This window comes from Orbaceae bacterium BiB (assembly GCA_036251205.1).
Taxonomy (GTDB): Bacteria; Pseudomonadota; Gammaproteobacteria; order Enterobacterales; family Orbaceae; genus Orbus; species Orbus mooreae.
Genome location: CP133958.1, coordinates 181,763 through 202,316, shown reverse-complemented (window position 1 = coordinate 202,316; position 20,554 = coordinate 181,763). Strand labels below are relative to the sequence as shown.

24 protein-coding genes and 2 pseudogenes are annotated in these 20,554 nt (G+C 35.0%); 13 read left to right on the top strand and 13 right to left on the bottom strand.

The genetic code is table 11. The features are described 5' to 3' along the window. Positions 1-118: 118 nt before the first annotated feature. The 8 genes and pseudogenes from zntB to RHO11_00845 form a co-directional block, all read right to left on the bottom strand. Positions 119-1,159 (bottom strand): zinc transporter ZntB, encoded by a 1,041-nt coding sequence (gene zntB / locus RHO11_00880; protein WVD61712.1) that lies wholly within the window; start codon positions 1,157-1,159, stop codon positions 119-121. Between the two features lie 33 nt (positions 1,160-1,192). After that, entirely contained in the window at positions 1,193-2,641 is a 1,449-nt protein-coding gene (locus RHO11_00875) for a hypothetical protein (protein ID WVD61711.1), read from the bottom strand. 94 nt (positions 2,642-2,735) lie between these two features. Continuing rightward, a complete protein-coding gene (locus RHO11_00870; GenBank protein ID WVD61710.1) occupies positions 2,736-3,242 on the bottom strand; it encodes a hypothetical protein in 507 nt (168 codons plus the stop codon). Then, a complete protein-coding gene (locus tag RHO11_00865) occupies positions 3,152-3,466 on the bottom strand; it encodes a hypothetical protein (GenBank protein ID WVD61709.1) in 315 nt (104 codons plus the stop codon). Before RHO11_00865 ends, RHO11_00870 begins: the two co-directional genes overlap by 91 nt. Positions 3,467-3,508: 42 nt before the next feature. Further along, a pseudogene (locus RHO11_00860) lies at positions 3,509-4,054 on the bottom strand (hypothetical protein). Positions 4,055-4,078: 24 nt separating this feature from the next. Beyond that, positions 4,079-4,405, bottom strand: a complete 327-nt coding sequence (locus RHO11_00855) for a hypothetical protein (GenBank protein WVD61708.1) — start codon at positions 4,403-4,405, stop codon at positions 4,079-4,081. A 142-nt stretch (positions 4,406-4,547) separates the two neighbouring features. Further along, positions 4,548-5,126 (bottom strand): ACP phosphodiesterase, encoded by a 579-nt coding sequence (locus RHO11_00850; protein WVD61707.1) that lies wholly within the window; start codon positions 5,124-5,126, stop codon positions 4,548-4,550. Positions 5,127-5,147: 21 nt separating this feature from the next. Beyond that, positions 5,148-5,948 carry a siderophore-interacting protein gene (locus RHO11_00845; GenBank protein ID WVD61706.1) on the bottom strand — a complete coding sequence of 267 codons (801 nt, stop codon included), beginning with the start codon at positions 5,946-5,948 and terminating at the stop codon, positions 5,148-5,150. Positions 5,949-6,253: 305 nt separating this feature from the next. Between RHO11_00845 and ychF the strand changes: the two genes are divergently transcribed. The 8 genes and pseudogenes from ychF to RHO11_00805 all read left to right on the top strand — a co-directional run bounded on the left by ychF (position 6,254) and on the right by RHO11_00805 (position 14,070). Continuing rightward, positions 6,254-7,345 (top strand): redox-regulated ATPase YchF, encoded by a 1,092-nt coding sequence (ychF, locus tag RHO11_00840; GenBank protein ID WVD61705.1) that lies wholly within the window; start codon positions 6,254-6,256, stop codon positions 7,343-7,345. A gap of 350 nt (positions 7,346-7,695) precedes the next feature. Next, complete coding sequence (gene moeA / locus RHO11_00835) at positions 7,696-8,928, top strand: molybdopterin molybdotransferase MoeA (protein WVD61704.1); 1,233 nt, start codon at positions 7,696-7,698, stop codon at positions 8,926-8,928. Positions 8,929-9,138: 210 nt separating this feature from the next. Further along, positions 9,139-10,434, top strand: a pseudogene (locus tag RHO11_00830) (2-hydroxycarboxylate transporter family protein). A gap of 73 nt (positions 10,435-10,507) precedes the next feature. Continuing rightward, a complete protein-coding gene (locus tag RHO11_00825) occupies positions 10,508-11,665 on the top strand; it encodes an NADP-dependent malic enzyme (GenBank protein WVD61703.1) in 1,158 nt (385 codons plus the stop codon). A gap of 365 nt (positions 11,666-12,030) precedes the next feature. Then, a complete protein-coding gene (locus RHO11_00820; GenBank protein ID WVD62829.1) occupies positions 12,031-12,234 on the top strand; it encodes a hypothetical protein in 204 nt (67 codons plus the stop codon). Between the two features lie 24 nt (positions 12,235-12,258). After that, complete coding sequence (locus tag RHO11_00815) at positions 12,259-12,873, top strand: PAS domain-containing protein (protein ID WVD61702.1); 615 nt, start codon at positions 12,259-12,261, stop codon at positions 12,871-12,873. A 24-nt stretch (positions 12,874-12,897) separates the two neighbouring features. Further along, positions 12,898-13,389, top strand: coding sequence for an ATP-binding protein (locus RHO11_00810; protein ID WVD61701.1), 492 nt, complete (start codon positions 12,898-12,900; stop codon positions 13,387-13,389). Between the two features lie 9 nt (positions 13,390-13,398). Beyond that, positions 13,399-14,070 carry a response regulator gene (locus RHO11_00805; GenBank protein WVD61700.1) on the top strand — a complete coding sequence of 224 codons (672 nt, stop codon included), beginning with the start codon at positions 13,399-13,401 and terminating at the stop codon, positions 14,068-14,070. Positions 14,071-14,111: 41 nt separating this feature from the next. On the opposite strand, the gene RHO11_00800 is transcribed toward RHO11_00805, so the two are convergent. The 4 genes from RHO11_00800 to folB form a co-directional block, all read right to left on the bottom strand. Beyond that, the gene (locus RHO11_00800) at positions 14,112-14,540 is read right to left on the bottom strand and encodes an EamA family transporter (protein ID WVD61699.1); all 429 of its coding nucleotides are present in this window, start codon (positions 14,538-14,540) and stop codon (positions 14,112-14,114) included. A 1-nt stretch (position 14,541) separates the two neighbouring features. Beyond that, positions 14,542-14,745, bottom strand: a complete 204-nt coding sequence (locus RHO11_00795; protein ID WVD61698.1) for a hypothetical protein — start codon at positions 14,743-14,745, stop codon at positions 14,542-14,544. An 89-nt stretch (positions 14,746-14,834) separates the two neighbouring features. Next, entirely contained in the window at positions 14,835-15,818 is a 984-nt protein-coding gene (locus tag RHO11_00790; GenBank protein WVD61697.1) for an MBL fold metallo-hydrolase, read from the bottom strand. Positions 15,819-15,829: 11 nt separating this feature from the next. Continuing rightward, the gene (gene folB, locus RHO11_00785; protein WVD61696.1) at positions 15,830-16,186 is read right to left on the bottom strand and encodes a dihydroneopterin aldolase; all 357 of its coding nucleotides are present in this window, start codon (positions 16,184-16,186) and stop codon (positions 15,830-15,832) included. Between the two features lie 106 nt (positions 16,187-16,292). Here folB and rsmE point away from each other — a divergent pair, with 106 nt between their 5' ends. The 5 genes from rsmE (at position 16,293) to ruvX (ending at position 19,645) form a co-directional block, all read left to right on the top strand. Next, complete coding sequence (rsmE, locus tag RHO11_00780; GenBank protein WVD61695.1) at positions 16,293-17,018, top strand: 16S rRNA (uracil(1498)-N(3))-methyltransferase; 726 nt, start codon at positions 16,293-16,295, stop codon at positions 17,016-17,018. A 190-nt stretch (positions 17,019-17,208) separates the two neighbouring features. Next, on the top strand, positions 17,209-18,156 hold the full coding sequence (gene gshB, locus RHO11_00775) for a glutathione synthase (protein ID WVD61694.1): 948 nt from the start codon (positions 17,209-17,211) through the stop codon (positions 18,154-18,156). A 17-nt stretch (positions 18,157-18,173) separates the two neighbouring features. Then, positions 18,174-18,626 carry a GNAT family N-acetyltransferase gene (locus RHO11_00770; GenBank protein ID WVD61693.1) on the top strand — a complete coding sequence of 151 codons (453 nt, stop codon included), beginning with the start codon at positions 18,174-18,176 and terminating at the stop codon, positions 18,624-18,626. 41 nt (positions 18,627-18,667) lie between these two features. Further along, positions 18,668-19,225, top strand: a complete 558-nt coding sequence (locus RHO11_00765) for a YqgE/AlgH family protein (protein WVD61692.1) — start codon at positions 18,668-18,670, stop codon at positions 19,223-19,225. Positions 19,226-19,228: 3 nt separating this feature from the next. Continuing rightward, positions 19,229-19,645, top strand: a complete 417-nt coding sequence (gene ruvX / locus RHO11_00760) for a Holliday junction resolvase RuvX (GenBank protein ID WVD61691.1) — start codon at positions 19,229-19,231, stop codon at positions 19,643-19,645. Positions 19,646-19,807: 162 nt separating this feature from the next. Here the strand turns inward: ruvX and ribB are convergent, their stop codons facing one another. Further along, on the bottom strand, positions 19,808-20,479 hold the full coding sequence (gene ribB, locus RHO11_00755; GenBank protein ID WVD61690.1) for a 3,4-dihydroxy-2-butanone-4-phosphate synthase: 672 nt from the start codon (positions 20,477-20,479) through the stop codon (positions 19,808-19,810). Between the last annotated feature and the right edge of the window lie 75 nt (positions 20,480-20,554).

Below are 20,554 nucleotides of genomic sequence, written 5' to 3'. Positions count from 1 at the left end.
TTATTTACAGCTATTTTGACTAAATTGGCGTTAATTAATCGCGATTATTTTTACCAAAATAGGCTAATTAATTATTTAATGATTGTCACTTATTCTCTATTTTATTGTAACAGAATGATCACATCCATTTTTTAGACTTTAACCAAATAATAGAGCCAATACATACAAGGACGATTAGAATCACAAAAGCACCAAATCCCCAATGGGATTCGCTAAAAGGTATTCCGGCTAAATTCACACCTAATAAGCTGGTTAAAAAGGTAATTGGCATAAAAATTAAGGTGACTAATGTCATCAGGTAGATTCGTTTATTCGTTGATTCTGCGAGTAGACCATTAATTTGTTCCATCAACGAACCAAGCCGTAATAGGCAACTGTCGATATCACTAATATAGTGGGTTTGTTGATTGGAAATATCGTGTAAATGTTGCCGATCATTATCGTCAATCCATGATATTCGTTCTGTTGAAATACGGACAAAAATATCTCGTTGCGGAGCCAACAAACGGCGCAGTATAATTAATTGTTTACGTACTCGTCCAATCTCTTTATAAGAAAAGATCCGTTGATTTAACGCATTATCTTCCAGTTTGATAATTCTGTTATGCACATTATCAAACGAAATATTCACTTGATCACTAATCAGCTCTGATATTTGAATAAGCCAATCCGCAACATCAACTGGCCCAATACCGTGATCGAATTTATCCTTCAATTGAGCTATCGCATCAATCTGTTGATGACGAGTTGAGATAATTAAATTATCCGTAATATAAAACCGAAATGTCACGATCGGGTCGGGCAAAGAATTAGGTGTAATATTAACACCTCGTAAAACCACAAGGATCCCTGTATCAAAACGCGTTTCTTTCGCGATTTGATTTGGTTTGATAAGTTCTTCTTTCACCAATTCCGGTAATAATTCCGTTGCATTAATCCAGTCAATCGTCTCTTGATTAGCAAAATCCAAGTGTAACCAACATGGTTCACTGATGGTTGCTTGTCCCTGTGCAACAATCGGATTAGCTTTACCTTTACCATCAAATTGGCAACTATAAATAGGTGCTGCTGCTAACAGTAATGCATTACTAACAGGTAACACTTTTGTTGACTTAACAGTAGTTATTGACGAATCCACACTTAATAAAGAGTCACTCATTATACTCATGTTCCTTCTAATTCAATCATCCAATTACTCGGTAAACAGAGCTTCTGGCTGATATATAATAATATCACTTACCTCACCTTGTTTTGAAATCAATACATATTGGCCGAAATCTAATTGAACAATATACCCCATCTTGTAGGGAATAAATAATTTTCTAGACTCTAAATTATATTTACTCCACACTTCAAGGTTACCTGATGAACTCGAATTAGAGAAAAAATCCAACTTTTCATCGCCTTTGACTGTCCATTTAACATCGCCAGTATTCGTATCAAGACTCTGTAAATTATAATAAGCTTTTGGTGAAGCATTATTTTTAACTCGTATAATCAGCTCATCTTTATTGCTATAAACAACCGTTGGCTTGAAAAAAATTCTATCGGCGGCAAGCACCTTATCATCAATAATAGGTCCTTCACCATACTGCAAATTAATTTTATAAGGTTTACTCTGATTCTCAACATTTGAAACGCCAAAAGTCTCAAAGCGTGAAATATTTTTTGTCTTATAGACAACTTTAATTAATATTGGATTATTCTTTTGATTACCAAAATATTCAAACAGGTAACTATAACGATCATAAGGTTCATCAACATTTTCACGCTTTTCATTCAGTTTGTTAAAATGCGCTTGCAATGCTTCATAATCAATATTGTAATTATACACTTGATTCGACAAAGGATAATAAAAATACTCTTGACCATTATTGGTTAATATATAGAAACTATCTTCATATCCCCACGGCGTAAAATTAACCGTTGCAATTCCTGATACAAATTCAGGGCGATCTTTAAATAGCGTTGATGTCACATCAGTGACATTACCGGTATTCTCATCAAAAGCGTAAATGGTTGACTCATTATAGATAATATAAGTTACTAGATTATCAAAACGACGGAAAAACCAATTATCCGTATTACCATCGGGACGTAATAACTCACTATGAATTAAATGACCACTCTTAACATCACGAATTTCGTAATAAATACCATTGCGTTGATTATTACTACGATCAAACGTCCGATAGGCAATATTAAAAGAGTAGATACCATCATCACCAAAGAGATAAGTGTAAAATATTTTATTACTTTGCGTATATGTTATCGCTTTCGGTTCAGGCTTCGGTGGTGTTTGTGGTAACGTTTGAGATGGTGTTGCAGTGGATGTTACATACGTATTACCACTGTGAGTCGGAGTATTATGCGATTTACTGGATATTCCGCTAATAAACATATAGCTCACAATAACTAAAACAGCAATGACGGTTACAACAATTAATAACGTTTTATTTTTGGTAAAGTAAGAGGTGTTATTAGTATATTCAACACGGTTATTGACGTTAATATTAATATCATCATTATCTAAAAAATAATCGGTATTACAATTAGCACAATGATAAAGATCTTTATCTAATTTACTTTTTTCAACACTACCACAATTAGGGCACTTAATTGCTTTAATCTGTTTAGCCATATTTTCGTTACTATTATTATAATGGTTAGAGTGTGGCAAATTATATACTTAAAATAACCAAAATGGCATTATTTTGTCACTTAAAAATAATCGCTCAAAACCCATCTATCTTTATTTTTATTAAAGTATTTGCGATTCCAGTACGCATTATTTCATGAGCTAATTGATAATATAACGTAGCGCGTTTAGTTGATAAAGAAAGCTTATTTTGCCAGTCTTTGATATCCCATCTCATTAGCTCTTGCCAGCAATAAGACTTAATTGATTCAGGTAGTCCTGTCATTCCAAGTGCATTTAACCATTGACTAAATGAGGCTTTTTTCGCTAATTGAAATTGTCTTATTATCATTTCAGACTGTTTTTTACCAATATTTGGGACATTTGATAAATCGTCTAACTGCCAATCGAGCCAATCGACTAAGGAACTCAGTTTATTAGCTTTTACTAACGAAAACCAAGTTGCTTGCTTAATTCCTTTAAAATTGAGTCCTAGTTGATTACCTAACCAAATTAAACGCGATAAAAATTGTTGAAGACATAACTCACTATATGTAAAGCAGCTAATTGCAGAAAACAATGTCTCATCAGGAAGATAAGGCAACTGGCGCCCATCCTCCGTAAAATAACTGATTTAAAGCGTGGAATACTCTGACCAGACAAAGTAAAGGTAATTGTATCGCCAATTGCTATATCTTGTTTAATCAACTCAACAGCTGAACCAATATAAATACGACTCACCTTTCGCCCGTCAATCATTGTCGGTTCGACGCCAAGAATAACCGATATTTTACCAGTTCGACCAATTGAATATAGTACATCTGTCACTATCGTAACTCGCTCTTATATTGGATATTTCCATGCAATAAGTCAATAAGGAGGAGAAGCTTGCCAATATTGCCCTGTCGGACGACTACCTTGACGAATAATAACGCCATCAGTTGGATAATCTAATGGTGAACGAAATAATTGCATTCTTAACCGTTGTGCCTCATCAAATGAAAAGATAGGATAAGAATCCTCAATACCGTAACGAAATCCCATTGCTTTTAACTCTTTTAATCTTTGAGACATCGTTGATGGTCCGTTTGGCCATTCCCATACCCAAAAATCAATATTCGCCAATTTATTTAAATCTACTGATTTTTGTAGTAATGCCCCAGCGACTTTTGACCGATAATTATAGCTGCCGTCTTGCTGTTGAATATGTCCGTCTACACGCCAAAATAACTCGCCTTGTAGTATGATTTGAGTTTTATCAGTTAATATTTTTTGAGGAATTGCATGGATCAATTTCACGCTATCCGTCCAGTTTTCACCATAACTGCCATCACCGCGACTCACCGCTGAAACTAATATTCCTGATTGATAAATTAATGTCACCGCTACACCATCTATTTTAGGCTGTAACCATAAATCAGTTTTATTCTGCTTCCACGCTTAAATACTCAAAGGATCTACTAATTTTTTAACCCCAGTATGGGCAACAGGATGCATTACTTTATTTACACTAGCTGATAACCTAGTTTTGACATTATTTTGTAATTGAGGAAAACAGACTTGCCACTGTTGATAGCGATCAACGAGCTGATCATAGACTTCATCTGGAATCTGTGAAGTACCTTGTTCCTGATAAATTTTATCCCAAGTTTGGATCTGACTTGCTAATGATGTGAGAGCTTGTTCGGCCTGATAAATAGAAAATTTAAGACAATTCGCTAAGGCAATGTTACTTAAGAGTAACAAAACTAAATAGTATTTTTTCATAATAAATATCCGTCACTTTGTGTATCAATTACTTATCTAGTGATCAAATAATTTATTCGCTGATTATGATTATTCAGTTAGAAAAATGGAATTATGAGAATGCTCTCGCTATTTAATGTCATATTTTTATTACGCTTTAGGATTAAAGTTGTGCTGATTGCGCTTTTTTGATCAGTCTTGGATAAAATATGAAAAAAAGTTGTTCAAGTTGCGCGTAATTATCGGTGAAATCAGTAAAACTCACTCTTAGCTTTTCAAGTTTAGGACGCTCATTAGCCATACCATTTAATACACGTTTAATAAAATCTTGATGAGCATAGTTAACGAGCCACTCATTTTGCCATAAATACCCCATAAATTGCTTAAACTCTACAGGAAATAAGGCAATATCTTGCTTAATTAACTTTTGCATTGATAAATTAAAATCAGGCAGACTTTGTTGCATATAACATGCCCAATGTTTAGATAGAAAATGGTCCCAAACAATATCAAGTGTAATGGGAGCAACCCGCCTAGTTTCTGAGCGGAAAAGTAACTTTGCCTGTTCAATTTCAGGCAATTCATCGACCAATTTATCAACTCGTCGATGCATCATGATACCATCAGCAATAAATGGGGTATATTGACGATAAGGATCACCCTTAATAAAATCCGCAGCAGCATTACCAATTACTGAAGTATTAGATAATGCTGCTAAGTGGATATGAGCCAAAATATTCATAAATAGAATGACACAAATCGACTAGTCATGGTGTTTGAATTGTCCTTCGGCAAATCCTTCGCGCCAGTAACTAATTAAACGTGTTGAATCAGAAGATAAATTAGCAAAATGATCTTTTAAGAAATTACGTAATGACTGAGATACTGATGACTCCATGCCTCCCCAAAATAGCGCATTATCATCGACAGTTAATTGTAACTGTTCCAATTTAGTCATAATCTGGCTTGGACTACCTTGCGGCGTTACTAACCAATGCAGCTGTGCATATTCAGGAAGAGCTAAAGAGAGTTTATCTTTTTCATCACGCACTTCGATAATTGCCACTGTTTTTTGGTTAGCCGGTAAATGTTCTAATGTATAACAGATTGCAGGCATAGCTGAAATGTCACCGAGTAGAGTTAACTGGCTTATTTCATCAAAGCGACGTTTTGATCCCATTGCAACAAGTCCAATACGATCACCAACTTGCGCATTTTGCGCCCAAGTGGTCGCAACACCTTGCTGATGAATAACAAAATGTACGGCAATCGTATTACTTTTTTCATCATAACGTCGAATACTATAGGTTCTAACTCTTTCCCGCGTCCCTTCTTGCCAAATGATTTTCCCCTCTTCATTAATCAAAGGAAAAACAATTTCGCTACAATTAGCGACAGGGAACAACAATTTTAAATGAGGCCCAATCCATAATGGGTCTATTTCTAGCTTTTTATCGCAACTAAAAACAATTTCAATTAAATTGTTCGATAATTGTCGACTAGACTCAACCGTTAATAAACCATTAATCGATTTTTTTTTATGAGAAGACGTTTTTTGATGCATAAGTTGACTCCCTATTTATTACTCTACCCATTATACACTTCACTAAAGTAGAACAAAACTTTCGTTATAATTCTGCTGTGACCGATAATTATAGCATAAAAAAGCGTTATATACTCAAATATATAGCTTAACTATCGAAAATATCTAATCAGTTAAAAACGTCTAACTATTCTGGCTATAATATCCAAATATATAGTAAAAACATCAACACGATAAAAACAATCAAAGCCATATTTTACTGTATCCCTAAAATGGAAATTGGTGTATAATCAACGCCATTTTTCGATGTTTAATAGGGTATAATCATGGGTTTTAAATGTGGTATTGTTGGCTTACCTAATGTAGGGAAATCGACGCTATTTAATGCATTAACCAAAGCTGGAATTGAAGCAGCTAATTTTCCGTTCTGTACAATTGAACCAAATACAGGTGTTGTACCAATGCCTGACTCACGTTTAGACAAATTAGCTGAAATTGTCAAACCACAACGTATATTACCAACCACGATGGAGTTTGTTGATATCGCAGGACTGGTTAAAGGCGCATCTAAAGGTGAAGGATTAGGTAACCAGTTTTTATCAAATATTCGCGAAACCGAAGCGATTGGTCATGTTGTACGCTGTTTTGAAAATGATAATATCATTCATGTTGCGGGGAAAATTGATCCTGCAGAAGATATTGAAATCATCAATACTGAACTCGCACTTGCCGATTTAGATACTTGTGAACGTGCTATTTTACGCGTCCAGAAAAAAGCCAAAAGTGGCGATAAAGATGCTAAATATGAGCAAGAGATTCTGGAAAAATGTCTTCCACATTTAGAACAGGGCCATAAACTGATTACACTGGATCTTTCTAAAGAAGCAGTTGAAGCAATTAAATATCTTAGTTTTTTAACATTAAAACCAACGATGTATATTGCGAATGTTAATGAAGATGGTTTTGATAATAATCCATTTCTTGAGCGAGTCAAAGAAGTGGCAGCAAAAGAAAATGCTGTTGTTGTTCCAGTTTGTGCCTCTATCGAAGCTGAAATTGCTGAACTTGATGATGAAGAGCGCGAAGAGTTTATGCAAGATTTAGGTCTTGAAGAACCTGGACTAAATCGTGTTATTCAAGCTGGGTATAAATTACTTAACTTACAAACCTATTTTACCGCCGGTGTTAAAGAAGTTAGAGCTTGGACAATCCCTGTTGGCGCTACCGCACCACAAGCAGCGGGTAAAATTCATACTGATTTCGAAAAAGGCTTTATTCGCGCACAAACGATCGCTTTTGATGATTTTATCAAATATAAAGGCGAACAAGGTGCTAAAGAAGCGGGCAAAATGCGTGCTGAAGGAAAAGATTATATCGTGCAAGATGGCGATATCATGAACTTTTTATTTAACGTTTAATACCTTATCCACAAGATCGATTTTCATCAGTCGATCTTGTGCATTACGTAAAATTTAGAGAAAAAAAAACTTAAACACCTTATCGATTGTTTAAGCTTTGGTCTAAGTTGGGTTTATCAAGTGTTCCTTCACTAAAGACAAACTTTAATGCGAAACTTTATTCTTATGTGCACATTATAATGTTTCTAGACAAATTAACAATAATTTTTAAAAAACTTAACAATAATTTTTGAACAAAAATTGTGACTTATCTCTATTTTTGAATATTCATTCTCATAATAGTATAGTTATTACTAATTCACTTTCTTAAATACATATAAGTTTATTACACCAGACATAAGAGGATCGCTATGACTAACTCATCGTTTTTGCTATTTTCTCAAGCTAAAGATTTGATTTTGCAAACGGCAAAATCAATAAAATGTAGCCAAATTGAATCAATCAAATCATCCAATGCAGTTAATCGTATCAATGCTAAAGCGATCACCTCGCCAATCAATGTACCTTCATTCAACAATTCTGCAATGGATGGTTATGTTATTAGACAGGCAGATCTTGCTAATAGTCACTCTATACGCGTTGCAGGAAGTGTTTTTGCAGGACAAAAGCAATCTGTTGACTGGCCACAAAATAGTTGTTTACGGATTATGACTGGGGCACAAGTACCTGATGATAGTTACGCTGTGATTATGCAAGAGAATGTCCAAAGAGTCGATGACCATATTAGTTTCGATGCTAGCCAAATCAAGGCTAAGCAAAATATCCGTTATATTGGTGAAAGTGTAAAAGCGGGTAGTGAAATATTTTCTGCTGGCGAAAAGTTAACAATTACAAAATTAACGACCTTAGCCACTTTAGGAATTAATGATGTTACTGTTTATCAACCATTAAAAGTTGCCCTATTTTCGACAGGTGATGAATTAACCTCGATAGGTGAAGCTTTGACGTCACCTAATAGCATCTATGATAGTAACCGCTTTACTCTCTCCCTAATGTTAAAAGCATTAGGTTGTGAGGTAATTGATTTTGGTATCATTAAAGATGACTTAACGTTAATTACTAATACATTAAAACAAGCTGCAGAACAAGCCAATGTCGTTATTACCAGTGGCGGAGTCTCTGTTGGTGATGCAGATTACACGAAAATGGCCCTTGAGCAAATCGGTGAAATTAATTTTTGGAAGATTGCTATGAAACCAGGTAAACCTTTTGCATTTGGTAAAATTGGCAATGCACTATTCTGTGGCTTACCGGGTAATCCAGTATCGGCATTAGTCACATTTGACCAATTAGTCCGTCCTCTAATCGCCGCACTTTATGGTCGAAATGATGAGACACCGCTTTTCACCTTAAAAACGGTATCTGACTTAAAAAAATCAGTTGGTCGAGTCGATTTTCAACGTGGACATATTTTTAGTAATAACGAAGGTGAGTTAGTGGTTGAATCAACTGGTGAACAAGGTTCACATATCACCTCGTCATTTAATCATGCTAATTGTTTTATTGTATTAGAAAAAGATCGAGGCAATATTAAACAAGGCGAACGCGTAACGGTAGAACCTTTTGATAGCTATCTTTTATAATTAAATTTTGATAGTTAAAAATATCAACAAACATACTAGTTATTCAATATGATAATAGATAGTGTGTTTGTTGCTCATTCTTCATAACGACTTACATTAATTACATAACCCCTTAGATTACTTTCCTATTATTTTCATTTCTATTTATCTAATTAAACTAACCACAACTTAAGGAAATTTTTAATAAATCCGAATGATGAGGTCTAGTTTATGAGTCTTGTACAACAAATAAAGGAAAACAAGTTTTATGTAGGATCACTGCCCTTGCCTATTTTTATCTTATTTTCACTAGTGATATTAATTGCAGCTTGGTTAGATATTTTACCTAAAAGTTTAATCGGTGGTTTTGCCGTTATTTTACCATTAGGTTGGTTGCTTGGTACCATCAGTCAAAACTTACCTTTCTTTAAAAAATTTGGTGCTCCTGCCATTTTATCGCTGATTGTGCCATCAATCATGGTATATAACGATGCATTTGATACGAATACCCTTGAAGCTGCAAAAATGTTAATGAAAGATTCTAATTTCTTACTGTTTTATATAGCGAGCTTAGTTTGTGGTAGTATTTTAGGTATGCACCGCGTTATCTTAGTTAACGGGTTTATCCGAATGATGATTCCAATGCTACTTGGTATGATTCTAGCAGCCTTTGTAGGAGTTGGTGTTGCCGTTGCTTTTGGCGATAATTGGGAGCACGCATTTTTCTACACAATTGCCCCAGTCATGTCTGGAGGAGTTGGAGAAGGTGTTTTACAGTTATCAAATGCTTATAGTAAAATTTTAAACCAAGATTATGATTCATTTGTTAGTGCCCTAATTCCGGCCACTGTCGTTGGTAACTTTTTTGCTATCACTTATACTGCCGTAATTAATCGTGTTGGTGAATTAAAACCTCACTTGAGTGGTAAAGGGCAATTAGTTAAAATGTAGTTTGATGGAATGGAAGAAGCATTAAAAGAAGATAAAAGTCCTTTAGATGCAAGAGCGATGAGTGGTGCAGTAATGACGTTAGTTGCGTTATTTCTAATCGGTTCAATTTTAGAAAAATTAACTTACTTCCCTGGACCGGTGCTAATGATAATAGCGACAGCAATCATTAAATATTTACGAATACTACCTGAAAGCGTCGAAAAAGGCAGTCAACAATGGTATAAATTTATTTCTGGTCATTTTACTTATCCATTAATGGCAGGATTAGGGCTACTATATATTGGCTTAGGTAGTGTTGTTAATGTATTAACTATACCTTATTTCCTAACAATTATTTCAGTCGTATTTACAGTGGCGATGACAGGTTTTGTATGTAGCTACTTTTTTAAAATGTATCCAGTTGAGGCATCATTTATCTCTTCATGTCAAAGCGGTATGGGGGGAACTGGTGATGTTGCGATTCTCTCTACCGCAAACCGCATGAATTTAATGCCATTTGCACAAATTGCTACGCGTTTAGGTGGTGCATTGATGGTCATTGGGTTAACGGCTCTATTACGTTTCCTTCATGGCTAAAATGATCTAACTAATTAATAAAAATTATCATTACCCAATATAGTTACCCAAATATGAAATAAAAGGTGAAATTATGACAACTGTTCAAGAAAAAGCATTAGCTATCAGTAAAGAAAAACATGGCAAATTAGAGATTCGTTCTAAAGTTGAAATCAACTCAATGGCAGATTTAAGTGTTGCATATACACCTGGCGTTGCAGCGGTTTGTACTGCGATTGCTCAAAATAAAGATGATGTCTATGAATATACATCAAAACGTAATTTAGTTGCGGTTATTACCGATGGTTCAGCTGTTTTAGGATTAGGAAATATCGGCCCTGAAGCAGCGATTCCAGTTATGGAAGGTAAAGCGATCCTATTTAAACGTTTTGCTGATGTTGATGCGATCCCCTTATCGGTTAATACCCAAAATGTCGACGAAATTGTTAGTCACATTGCCGCATTCGCACCATCATTTGGTGGTATTAACTTAGAAGATATTAGCGCACCACGATGTTTTGAAGTTGAGCGTCGTTTAAAAGAGATTCTTGATATCCCTGTTTTTCATGATGACCAACATGGTACCGCAATTGTAGTTTTAGCTGCGTTATATAATGCATTACGTGTAGTGAATAAATCTCTAGGTAAAATCAATGTTGTTATTAATGGCGGTGGCGCGGCTGGATTATCTATTGCTAATATGATGCTAGCAGCAGGCGTTAAAAATATTAAAGTCGTTGATAAATTAGGTATTTTATCTGAATCTGATACCTCTTTACCTCCTCATCACATGGAAATGGCGAAAAAGACTAACAGAGAAAAACAGACAGGTACATTGCAAGATGCAGTAAAAGGTGCGGATGTATTTGTTGGTGTTTCAGCACCCGGTGTATTGAAAAAAGAGTGGGTCAGTACTATGGCTGAAAAATCAATTGTCTTTGCTATGGCTAACCCAACACCTGAAATTTTCCCAGAAGATGCTAAAGAAGCCGGTGCTTATGTTGTCGGTACTGGCCGTAGTGATTATCCAAATCAGATCAATAATGTCCTTGCCTTCCCTGGAATTTTTAGAGGTGCATTAGATGCAAGAGCTAAAGATATCACGCTTGAAATGCAATTAGCTGCGGCAAAAGGTTTAGCAAGTATTGTGACTGATGAAAGACGTAGCGCTGATTATATTTTACCAAACGCATTTGAACCAAATGTTGCAAAAGTAGTAGCACAAAGCGTGTCCAATGCAGTAAAAAAATAATTATTAACTTTTCTTAATAATTTTTATCCAAACAGGCTTTTAAGAAATTAAAAGCCTGTATTTTATCGACCTAAATACGCTATTATTCGATCATCGATATTAAAATCAGATAAGTGATATATGAATAAATTTTTGAAACACCTCAAATTAAAAACAAAACTAATCATTCTTATCTGTTGTGTTTTTGCCTTAGCCGTTATCGCAGAAAATATCTATATCATTCGCATTATTAATACGCAATCTTATACAAATTCAATACAAATGTTGAAAGTGTCGCCGATATCATTGCAAATAGACCTGAAATTATCAAAAATATAGAAAATCCAACCAAACAAAATTTAGCCGATATTCAGCACTAGGCCCAAATCGCCACATCCCTTTCTCAAGCTGAGTTTATTACAATTTTTGATATGAATGGTATTCGATTCTCTCACCCTGACCAAGATAAAATAGGTCAAATGATTGTCGGTGGAGATGGTGATCGCGTATTAAAAGGTGAATCTTATATCTCTACAGCTAAAGGAACCTTAGGATTATCTATTCGAGCATTTCGCCCAATCTTTGGTTAAGATAACACCCAAATTGGCGGAGTTATGGTCGGGCAAACTGTGAATAAAATTGAATATTTGGCATCACGAACTAACCAGCCAATTTTACTCACTTTAATCGTATCATTATTAATCGCTATCTCTCTAGCTGTCTGGTTTTCTAAAAGTATTAAAAATATTTTATTAGGCTTAGAACCTTTCGAAATGGCAACGCTATTTGAAGAGATAAATGCAATTATTAGTACCGTTAAAGAAGGCATTTTAGTTATGAATAAAGATGGCATTATTACTCAGATTAACGACGAAGCAATTAGAATCTTACGTATTACCGAGCCACGTAATAAAATTTTAAATAGTAATGTACAGCAGATTATTCCTAATACACGTTTATATGACGTGATGCTAACGGGGGAATCAGAATATGATCGAGAACAGAATATTAATGATGTTGTAATATTAACAAATCGAACGCCCCTATTTGTTAATGGTAAATTGAGTGGTGCAATTGCCTCATTCCGAGATATGACCGAAATTCGTCAACTAGCAGAAAACTTAACTGGTGTTAATCGTTATGCTGATGCACTTCGTTCACAATCTCATGAGTTTAATAATAAGCTACATGTGATTTATGGACTAGCCTTTAATGAAAATAATCAATAATTGATAGATTATTTAGAGGATCTAATGGGAAGTAATGAAAAAGAGTATGCTCAGATCTCTCAATCAATTCATGATCCAATTATCTCGGCCTTTCTGAATAGTAAATTTAGCCGAGCTCGAGAATTAGGTGTTACACTGACCTTTGATCTGATCGGTGAATTACAACAGATAACAGATAGCTCAGTAACCCACCGTTTAATCACAATTCTTGGTAATCTGATTGATAATGGTTTAGATGCAGTTCAATTTTTAGAAGATAAAAAAATTGCCGTACAATTGAATATTACTAAAAATGACTTAATTATTCAGGTCAAAGATAATGGTAATGGTATTTCTCAAGAAGACTCACAAAAAATATTTACGAAAGGTTATTCAACCAAAGGCGATAATAGAGGAATCGGCTTGTATTTGGTCCTCGCCAGTGTAAACGAATTAAATGGTCATATTGAACTCGATCAAAAGGTAGGACTAGGTACCTGTTTTAGAATCTATTTGCCTTTAAAAAAACTCTATTAGGAGAAATTAATGATTAACGTATTAATTGTTGAAGACGATCCGATGGTTGCTGAACTGAACAAAAAATATTTAAGTATGATCAGTGGCTTTAAATTGGTAGGTCAAGTACGAAATGGTGAAGATGCCCTCCACTTTATTCATGATAATCCCGTCTTTTTACTACTACTTGATGTCTATATGCCTAAATTGAACGGCTTAGAACTTCTACAACATATCCGTATCAGTTATCCTAAAATTGATATTATTATGGTGACTGCAGCGTGTGATAGTAGCAGTATTCAAGATGCATTACGTTTAGGTGTTATCGATTATATGGTTAAGCCTTTTACCTTTAAGCGATTTCGCACAGCGTTAATTACCTATCAAGAACGCTTACGTTTACTCAACTTGAGTGAAATTCTAGATCAGAAGCAGTTAGATAATCGTATTTTTTCACAAGTTATAGCGCCAGCGAATGACTTACCAAAAGGAGTTGAACAAAATACCTTACAAGCGGTAAGGAAACTAATCGAAAATTATGATACGGATTTCGCAATGAGCGATTTAGTACAGCTCAGTACACTATCGCGTATCTCATTAAAAAAGTATATTAATTATTTAGAAGAGAGTGGCGAGATTGTAAGCTATCTTAACTACTTATCAGTAGGAAGACCTGTTAGACGTTATTCAGCCAAAAAATAGCAATAGGAGTTAATACTCCTATTGTGCAATTTTGATGAGTTTTAATTTAAAGCAACTAATATTGCCCCAACAGCAATTAGCGCTACACCAACCCCACCCCACAGCGATATTTTTTCACCGAACAAAATGGCTGCAAAAACCACAGCAAAAACGACACTCAATTTATCAATCGGTGCAACTTGAGACACTTTACCCACTTTGATCGCCATAAAGTAAAATAACCAGGATAAAGCACCGGCAACTCCACTTAATGCAATAATAAAAATGGCTTTTTTGTCTTGAATAATTGTTTGTACTAAATGCAATTTACCTTGAACAACGACAACACCCACTAAAAATATCGCCATCACGACTGAGCGAATCGCTGTTGCCGTATTGGCATCTAAAGATTGTAAACCTATTTTACCCAAAATAGCGACACCAGCAGCGGTAATAGCTGATAGTAACGCATAAATTAACCACGCGCTCATATTAGTTTCTATCTATTTGAATCATTAGCTGTTGTGAATTAGGATCTTTTTGACATTGTTGAGAGTTACTTCTCGTACCATCACACCCTTCTAGTACTCGCTGAGGCTTCGACCATCTTGGCTCATTATTTTGTTGCTTTCCACCACAAGCCGCTAATACTAAAAATAGCGAAGAAAAACTTAATAGCATTACAATTTTTTTCATTATTAATCACCTTATATCATCGATTATCTACTAATATCATTATGCTTTTACCAGCAAAAACCAGCGAAGCATAATACCATTTTACACGTCTAAGGCACTATCTGAACATAATTCCCAATTTTAATAACTAAAAAATCCATGTTCGTTATTTGATCATGTTCAACTAGTTGCCGCAATAATCTAGGTGGTTCATCTAAAGGATCATCAGCAAGTTCAAATGCGCCCCAATGAATAGCAATAGCTCGTTTACAACCTACATCATGAAAAAGCTGTAAAGCTTGTTGAGGATCAATATGCTGGTTAGCCATAAACCATCGAGGAGCATAACTACCAATTGGAATTAAAGCAATATCAATATGTGGGAAATTGACTTTAATCTCACTAAATTCAGATGAATAGCCTGTATCGCCAACAAAATAGATACAACGCTGATTATATTCAATAATCCAACCACACCATAAGGTACGATTGGTATCACTTATTGTCCTACGGCTCCAATGTTTAGCTGGAACAGCCGACAAAACGACCTCGTCAATAGTAATATCCTGCCACCAATCGAGTTCAAAAACTTGCTGAGCTCCCCAGTGCAATAATTTTGCTTTTAATCCTAAAGGTACTAATATCGTAACAGATGGAAAACGTTTAATTAATTGACGAATACTTGCATGATCTAAATGATCATAATGATTATGAGAGATAACAATAATATCAATATGAGGAAGTTCATCAATTGAACAAGCACAAGGTGTTCGTCGTTTTGGACCAGTAAAACTAACGGGAGAGACCCGTTCAGAAAAGACAGGATCGGTAAGAATAGTTTTATGTTTTATTTTGATCAGTGCTGTCGCGTGACCTAACCACCAAATAGCATCACCCTCAACGGCAAAATTAGCTTTTTGATACCAATTGGCTTTAAACTGCTGATAACCACCTTGGGGTGGAATAATTTTACGTTCTCTTTTCCACCGTAACAGATCACGATAACCGATAGAAGTTGGCTCACTATTACAAAAGCCTTTAATAGTATGATGCTTTTTTGTTTTATCGTAATATTTATTATGATGAGTCATCATACAAAAACCAACTATTTATAACGTTCAATAATGACCGCAACATTTTGTGCTGTTGCAATCGCGCTTGGTTTACTCACTTTAATCTTTACTTTAGTGACCAAAAAATCATTAATAATTAATTGCGCCACTTCTTCCGCAACACGTTCAATCAATCCAAATTGATTATTTTGTACATAAGCTGTAATTGTTTGAGAAACTTTTGCGTAATCCAAACAGAAATTAACATCATCCGTTAAACCTGCTTGCTTATTATCCCATGCCATCTCAATATCAATCACCAATTTTTGTTTAATGGTTTTCTCCCAATCATAAACGCCAATGGTGGTTGTCATGCTAAGACCTTCAATAATCACGCTATCTTTAATCATATTTTTTACCTTACAACATTTCATTAATAATGAGATTACCCAATATAAATAAATTACGCTATAATTTATTGCAAAATTTACGAATAAATTGAGAAAGCGATTATTTATGGTCCGGATTTTTCAACCTACAGCTATTTTACCTAATTGTGTTATTGAACTTGATGATAACGCTTTTAATCATATCGTTCGAGTATTAAGAATGAAAGAAGGTGAATCAATTATTTTATTTGATGGCTCAAATAAAATTACGCCAGCAGTCATTCAACAAATTAATAAAAAAAATCTTTTAGTGCAAACGGCTGATAGTGTTATTGATAACCGAGAATCACCACTTAATATTCATTTAGGTCAAGTTTTATCCCGTGGTGAAAAAATGGAATTTACCATCCAAAAATCGGTCGAACTCGGTGTTAATAAGATTACCCCCTTATTATCAGAACGTTGTGGAGTAAAATTAGATCCCGAACGGCTTGCTAAAAAATTACAACAGTGGCAAAAAATTGCAGAATCAGCTTGTGAACAGTGCGGGCGAAATATTGTACCAATGATCAATCCAGTACAAAAACTACCTAATTGGTGTGCAAGCTTAGAAGACTATACAAAATTAACCTTACATCCTCGTGCTCAATCTGGTATTAATACTTTAACCCTACCAAATACGAATGTTGCATTACTTATCGGTCCAGAAGGTGGTTTAACAGAAGCAGAAATTGATATGACAGTTAAAAACCAATTTGTTGAAATATTATTAGGACCACGCATACTGAGAACCGAAACAGTAGCTTTAACTGCGATTACCGCTTTACAGGTGAAATTTGGTGATCTTGGATAAGTTTTTTCTATTAGTAGAATAACCAATAAAACAGATACTAAAATAAATATTAATTTAAAATAGATACGCCACCATAGGTAATTCTAATAAAAATATTCTATGAAAGGCAAAAATTGTATTATTCAATAGATTTAGGTATATACTAAATTCACATAAAATAAACCGTTTAAATGAAAATTAAGGAGTTGCCATGATTAAGCTCGGTATTGTTATGGATCCCATTGCACAAATTAATCTAAAAAAAGACACAAGTTTTGCCATGTTACAAGAGGCACAAAAACGTGGCTATCAACTCTATTATATGGAGATGAAGGATCTTTTTTTAAGTGCAGGTGAAGCTTATGCGACAACTCGTCAATTAACTGTTTATGACGATAAACAACATTGGTTTGATTTAGCTTCAGAGCAAGCGATTGCGTTGAGTGAATTAGACGTTATTTTAATGCGTAAAGATCCACCGTTTGACACTGAATTTATTTATACAACTTATATTTTAGAACGAGCAGAAAATGCTGGCGTGTTAGTAGTAAATAAACCACAGAGCTTGCGTGATTGTAACGAAAAACTTTATACAGCCTGGTTTTCTGAATTTACGCCAGAAACAATTGTTACACGTCAAACTAAGTTACTTAAAGATTTTCATCAAGAACATCAAGATATTATATTAAAACCACTGGATGGTATGGGTGGAGCATCAATTTTTAGAATAAAACAAGATGATCCTAATATTTCAGTTATCATCGAAACATTAACACATCACAATAGCCAATATTGTATGGCTCAGACATACTTACCGGCCATTAAAGATGGTGATAAACGTGTATTAGTCGTTGATGGAAAGCCAATTCCATATTGTTTAGCACGAATTCCACAGAAAGGTGAAACACGCGGTAATTTGGCTGCAGGTGGACGAGGTGAAGTCAGAGCTCTGTCTGAAAGCGATTGGGAAATAGCGAATGCCATTGGACCTTCATTGAAGGCTAAAGGACTATTATTTGTAGGGTTAGATATTATCGGTGATAAATTGACTGAAATTAATGTGACTAGCCCAACTTGTGTTCGTGAAATTGAAGCAGCTGTCGCTGACCTCTCAATTACGGGTCTACTAATGGATGCCATTGAAGCTCGTTTAAAATAAAAATAAGGATATTAACTATGATTCGAGAATATCAACCTGCTGATTTAGATAGCATAATGACAATATGGCTACAAGGGAATGAACAAGCACATGACTTTATTCCGGCAGAGTTTTTTCGTACTAATTATGAATTAGTCAAATCGATTATGCCAGCTTCAGAGATTTATGTTCAAGATCTTGATGGTGTAAAAGGATTCATCGGCTTAATGGATAACTATATTGCTGGACTATTCGTTGCAACACAATATCGTCATCAAGGGATCGGACAAGCCCTGCTACAAAAAGCTAAACAACAATATAATGAGCTGTTTGTTAATGTCTATAAACAAAATGAATCAGCAATTGCATTTTATTTATCACAAGGATTTGTTGTAATATCTGAAGGTATTAATGAAGAGACTAATCAACCAGAACTCTTAATGCAGTGTAAAGTTAACCATACCGTCAAAATTGGTAAATGTGCTTTATAATGTTTAACAATAGATGATACCTTAGTGATAAGTAAATAATTATGAACTTAAAAAACCATTTTATTATCGCCATGCCAGGGCTAAACGATCCACTGTTTAGCCGTTCAGTGGTCTATATTTGTGAGCATAATCGGGATGGTGCAATGGGTATCATCATTAACAAGCCGATTACTGACTTAACCATTCAAACCGTATTATCTAGATTAGATATTACACCTTATAAAGCTTGTGCTGAGTTAGAACAACCCGTATTTATTGGTGGCCCATTAGCCGAAGAGCAAGGCTTTATTCTGCATAGCCCACAAAAAGGATTTTCATCCAGTATTGAAATATCTAACGATTTGATGATTACTACATCCTTAGATGTTCTAAAATCAATTGGTTCACCTGAGCAACCAAGAGAGCTATTTCTATCATTAGGTTATGCAAGTTGGGGAAATATGCAACTTGAGCAAGAAATAGCGCAGAATGATTGGCTGGTCGCAGATGTAAAAACAGATATTATCTTTGAACACCCGATTGATAATAGATGGCATCTTGCAGCCCAATCGATTGGGGTCAATATTGATACAATTTCAACTCAAATGGGTAAAGCATAACCAATGGCTACTGTAATCGCATTTGATTTTGGTACTAGCAGTATTGGTGCAGCAATAGGTCAAGATATAACAAAAACAGCTCGGCCACTTTGTGCTTTTAAAGCAAAAAATGGCAGTCCGAATTGGCAAGATATTGAACAAAAACTAAAAGAGTGGCAGCCTGACTATTTAGTTGTTGGTCTTCCGCTTAATATGGATGGAACCGAACAGGAACTAACGTTACGAGCAAAAAAATTTGCGAATCGTCTCCATGGTCGTTTTGGTTATCAAGTTAAATTACAAGATGAACGTCTATCCACTGTGGAAGCAAGAGCGAATCTGTTTGAATCAGGTGGTTATCGAGCTTTAAATAAAGGTAAAGTGGACGCAAGTTCTGCTGTGATTATTTTAGAGAGCTGGTTTGATCATTTAGCTGATTAATGCAGTACCTTAATAAGCAAGCCAGTTTCGTTATTTTCTTGCTGTAAACTGTTATTTTAGTATAAAAATGCCTTATCCAAAATTTTTTAATGGCTGTAGCGATCAGTTAATAAGTATCTTAAGTACGATCAGCTACAGCATAAAAAATAATAAAGCAGCAGATTAACGTTGACGATATTGCACAATATCTTCAATAGTCACAACTGGAAATTTGAATTTTTTCGCAAATGCTACAACTTCAGTTGCTCTAGACATCGTTCCATCATCATTGGTTAACTCACAAATAACAGCAGCGGGCTTAAATCCTGCAAGTTTAACTAAATCAACTGAAGCTTCAGTATGACCACGACGAGCCAAAACTCCATCATCTTTAGCAACAAGTGGAAAAATATGACCAGGATGATTTAAATCAGAAGGTTTAGCATTGTCAGCAACAGCAGCCTTAACCGTAGTAACACGGTCAGCAGCAGAAACCCCTGTTGAGACACCTTGTGCAGCTTCAATACTAATGGTAAATGCAGTATTATTTTTACTCGTGTTGTGTGGTACCATCATTGGTAATTGTAAACGATCACAATAAGATTTTGGCATACATAGACAGACAATTCCACTGCCATAACGAATCGTTATCGCCATCTGTTCTGGCGTAATTTGTTCCGCAGCCCAAATGACATCACCTTCATTTTCACGATCTTCATCATCTAGAACTAATACACCTTTACCCGCTTGTAATGCTTTGAGTGCATTCTCTACGCGTTCAATAGGTGAACCAAATTCTGTTAAGTTAAAAGTATTATGTACTGCTAATTGTGGGTTTTCTGATTGCTGATTCATGGTAAATAGTGTCCTTATAATTAATTGAATACCAGAATCAGGGCAAGTGCTCGACCATCAAACGATCATTAAAAA

Excerpts from the sequence above, each read along its gene's own strand:
- zntB (WVD61712.1), bottom strand. The coding sequence starts at position 1,159 with ATGAGTGACTCTTTATTAAGTGTGGATTCGTCAATAACTACTGTTAAG.
- RHO11_00875 (WVD61711.1), bottom strand. The coding sequence starts at position 2,641 with ATGGCTAAACAGATTAAAGCAATTAAGTGCCCTAATTGTGGTAGTGTT.
- RHO11_00855 (WVD61708.1), bottom strand. The coding sequence starts at position 4,405 with ATGAAAAAATACTATTTAGTTTTGTTACTCTTAAGTAACATTGCCTTA.
- RHO11_00850 (WVD61707.1), bottom strand. The coding sequence starts at position 5,126 with ATGAATATTTTGGCTCATATCCACTTAGCAGCATTATCTAATACTTCA.
- RHO11_00845 (WVD61706.1), bottom strand. The coding sequence starts at position 5,948 with ATGCATCAAAAAACGTCTTCTCATAAAAAAAAATCGATTAATGGTTTA.
- ychF (WVD61705.1), top strand. The coding sequence starts at position 6,254 with ATGGGTTTTAAATGTGGTATTGTTGGCTTACCTAATGTAGGGAAATCG.
- moeA (WVD61704.1), top strand. The coding sequence starts at position 7,696 with ATGACTAACTCATCGTTTTTGCTATTTTCTCAAGCTAAAGATTTGATT.
- RHO11_00825 (WVD61703.1), top strand. The coding sequence starts at position 10,508 with ATGACAACTGTTCAAGAAAAAGCATTAGCTATCAGTAAAGAAAAACAT.
- RHO11_00815 (WVD61702.1), top strand. The coding sequence starts at position 12,259 with ATGGTCGGGCAAACTGTGAATAAAATTGAATATTTGGCATCACGAACT.
- RHO11_00810 (WVD61701.1), top strand. The coding sequence starts at position 12,898 with ATGGGAAGTAATGAAAAAGAGTATGCTCAGATCTCTCAATCAATTCAT.
- RHO11_00805 (WVD61700.1), top strand. The coding sequence starts at position 13,399 with ATGATTAACGTATTAATTGTTGAAGACGATCCGATGGTTGCTGAACTG.
- RHO11_00800 (WVD61699.1), bottom strand. The coding sequence starts at position 14,540 with ATGAGCGCGTGGTTAATTTATGCGTTACTATCAGCTATTACCGCTGCT.
- RHO11_00795 (WVD61698.1), bottom strand. The coding sequence starts at position 14,745 with ATGAAAAAAATTGTAATGCTATTAAGTTTTTCTTCGCTATTTTTAGTA.
- RHO11_00790 (WVD61697.1), bottom strand. The coding sequence starts at position 15,818 with ATGATGACTCATCATAATAAATATTACGATAAAACAAAAAAGCATCAT.
- folB (WVD61696.1), bottom strand. The coding sequence starts at position 16,186 with ATGATTAAAGATAGCGTGATTATTGAAGGTCTTAGCATGACAACCACC.
- rsmE (WVD61695.1), top strand. The coding sequence starts at position 16,293 with ATGGTCCGGATTTTTCAACCTACAGCTATTTTACCTAATTGTGTTATT.
- gshB (WVD61694.1), top strand. The coding sequence starts at position 17,209 with ATGATTAAGCTCGGTATTGTTATGGATCCCATTGCACAAATTAATCTA.
- RHO11_00770 (WVD61693.1), top strand. The coding sequence starts at position 18,174 with ATGATTCGAGAATATCAACCTGCTGATTTAGATAGCATAATGACAATA.
- RHO11_00765 (WVD61692.1), top strand. The coding sequence starts at position 18,668 with ATGAACTTAAAAAACCATTTTATTATCGCCATGCCAGGGCTAAACGAT.
- ruvX (WVD61691.1), top strand. The coding sequence starts at position 19,229 with ATGGCTACTGTAATCGCATTTGATTTTGGTACTAGCAGTATTGGTGCA.
- ribB (WVD61690.1), bottom strand. The coding sequence starts at position 20,479 with ATGAATCAGCAATCAGAAAACCCACAATTAGCAGTACATAATACTTTT.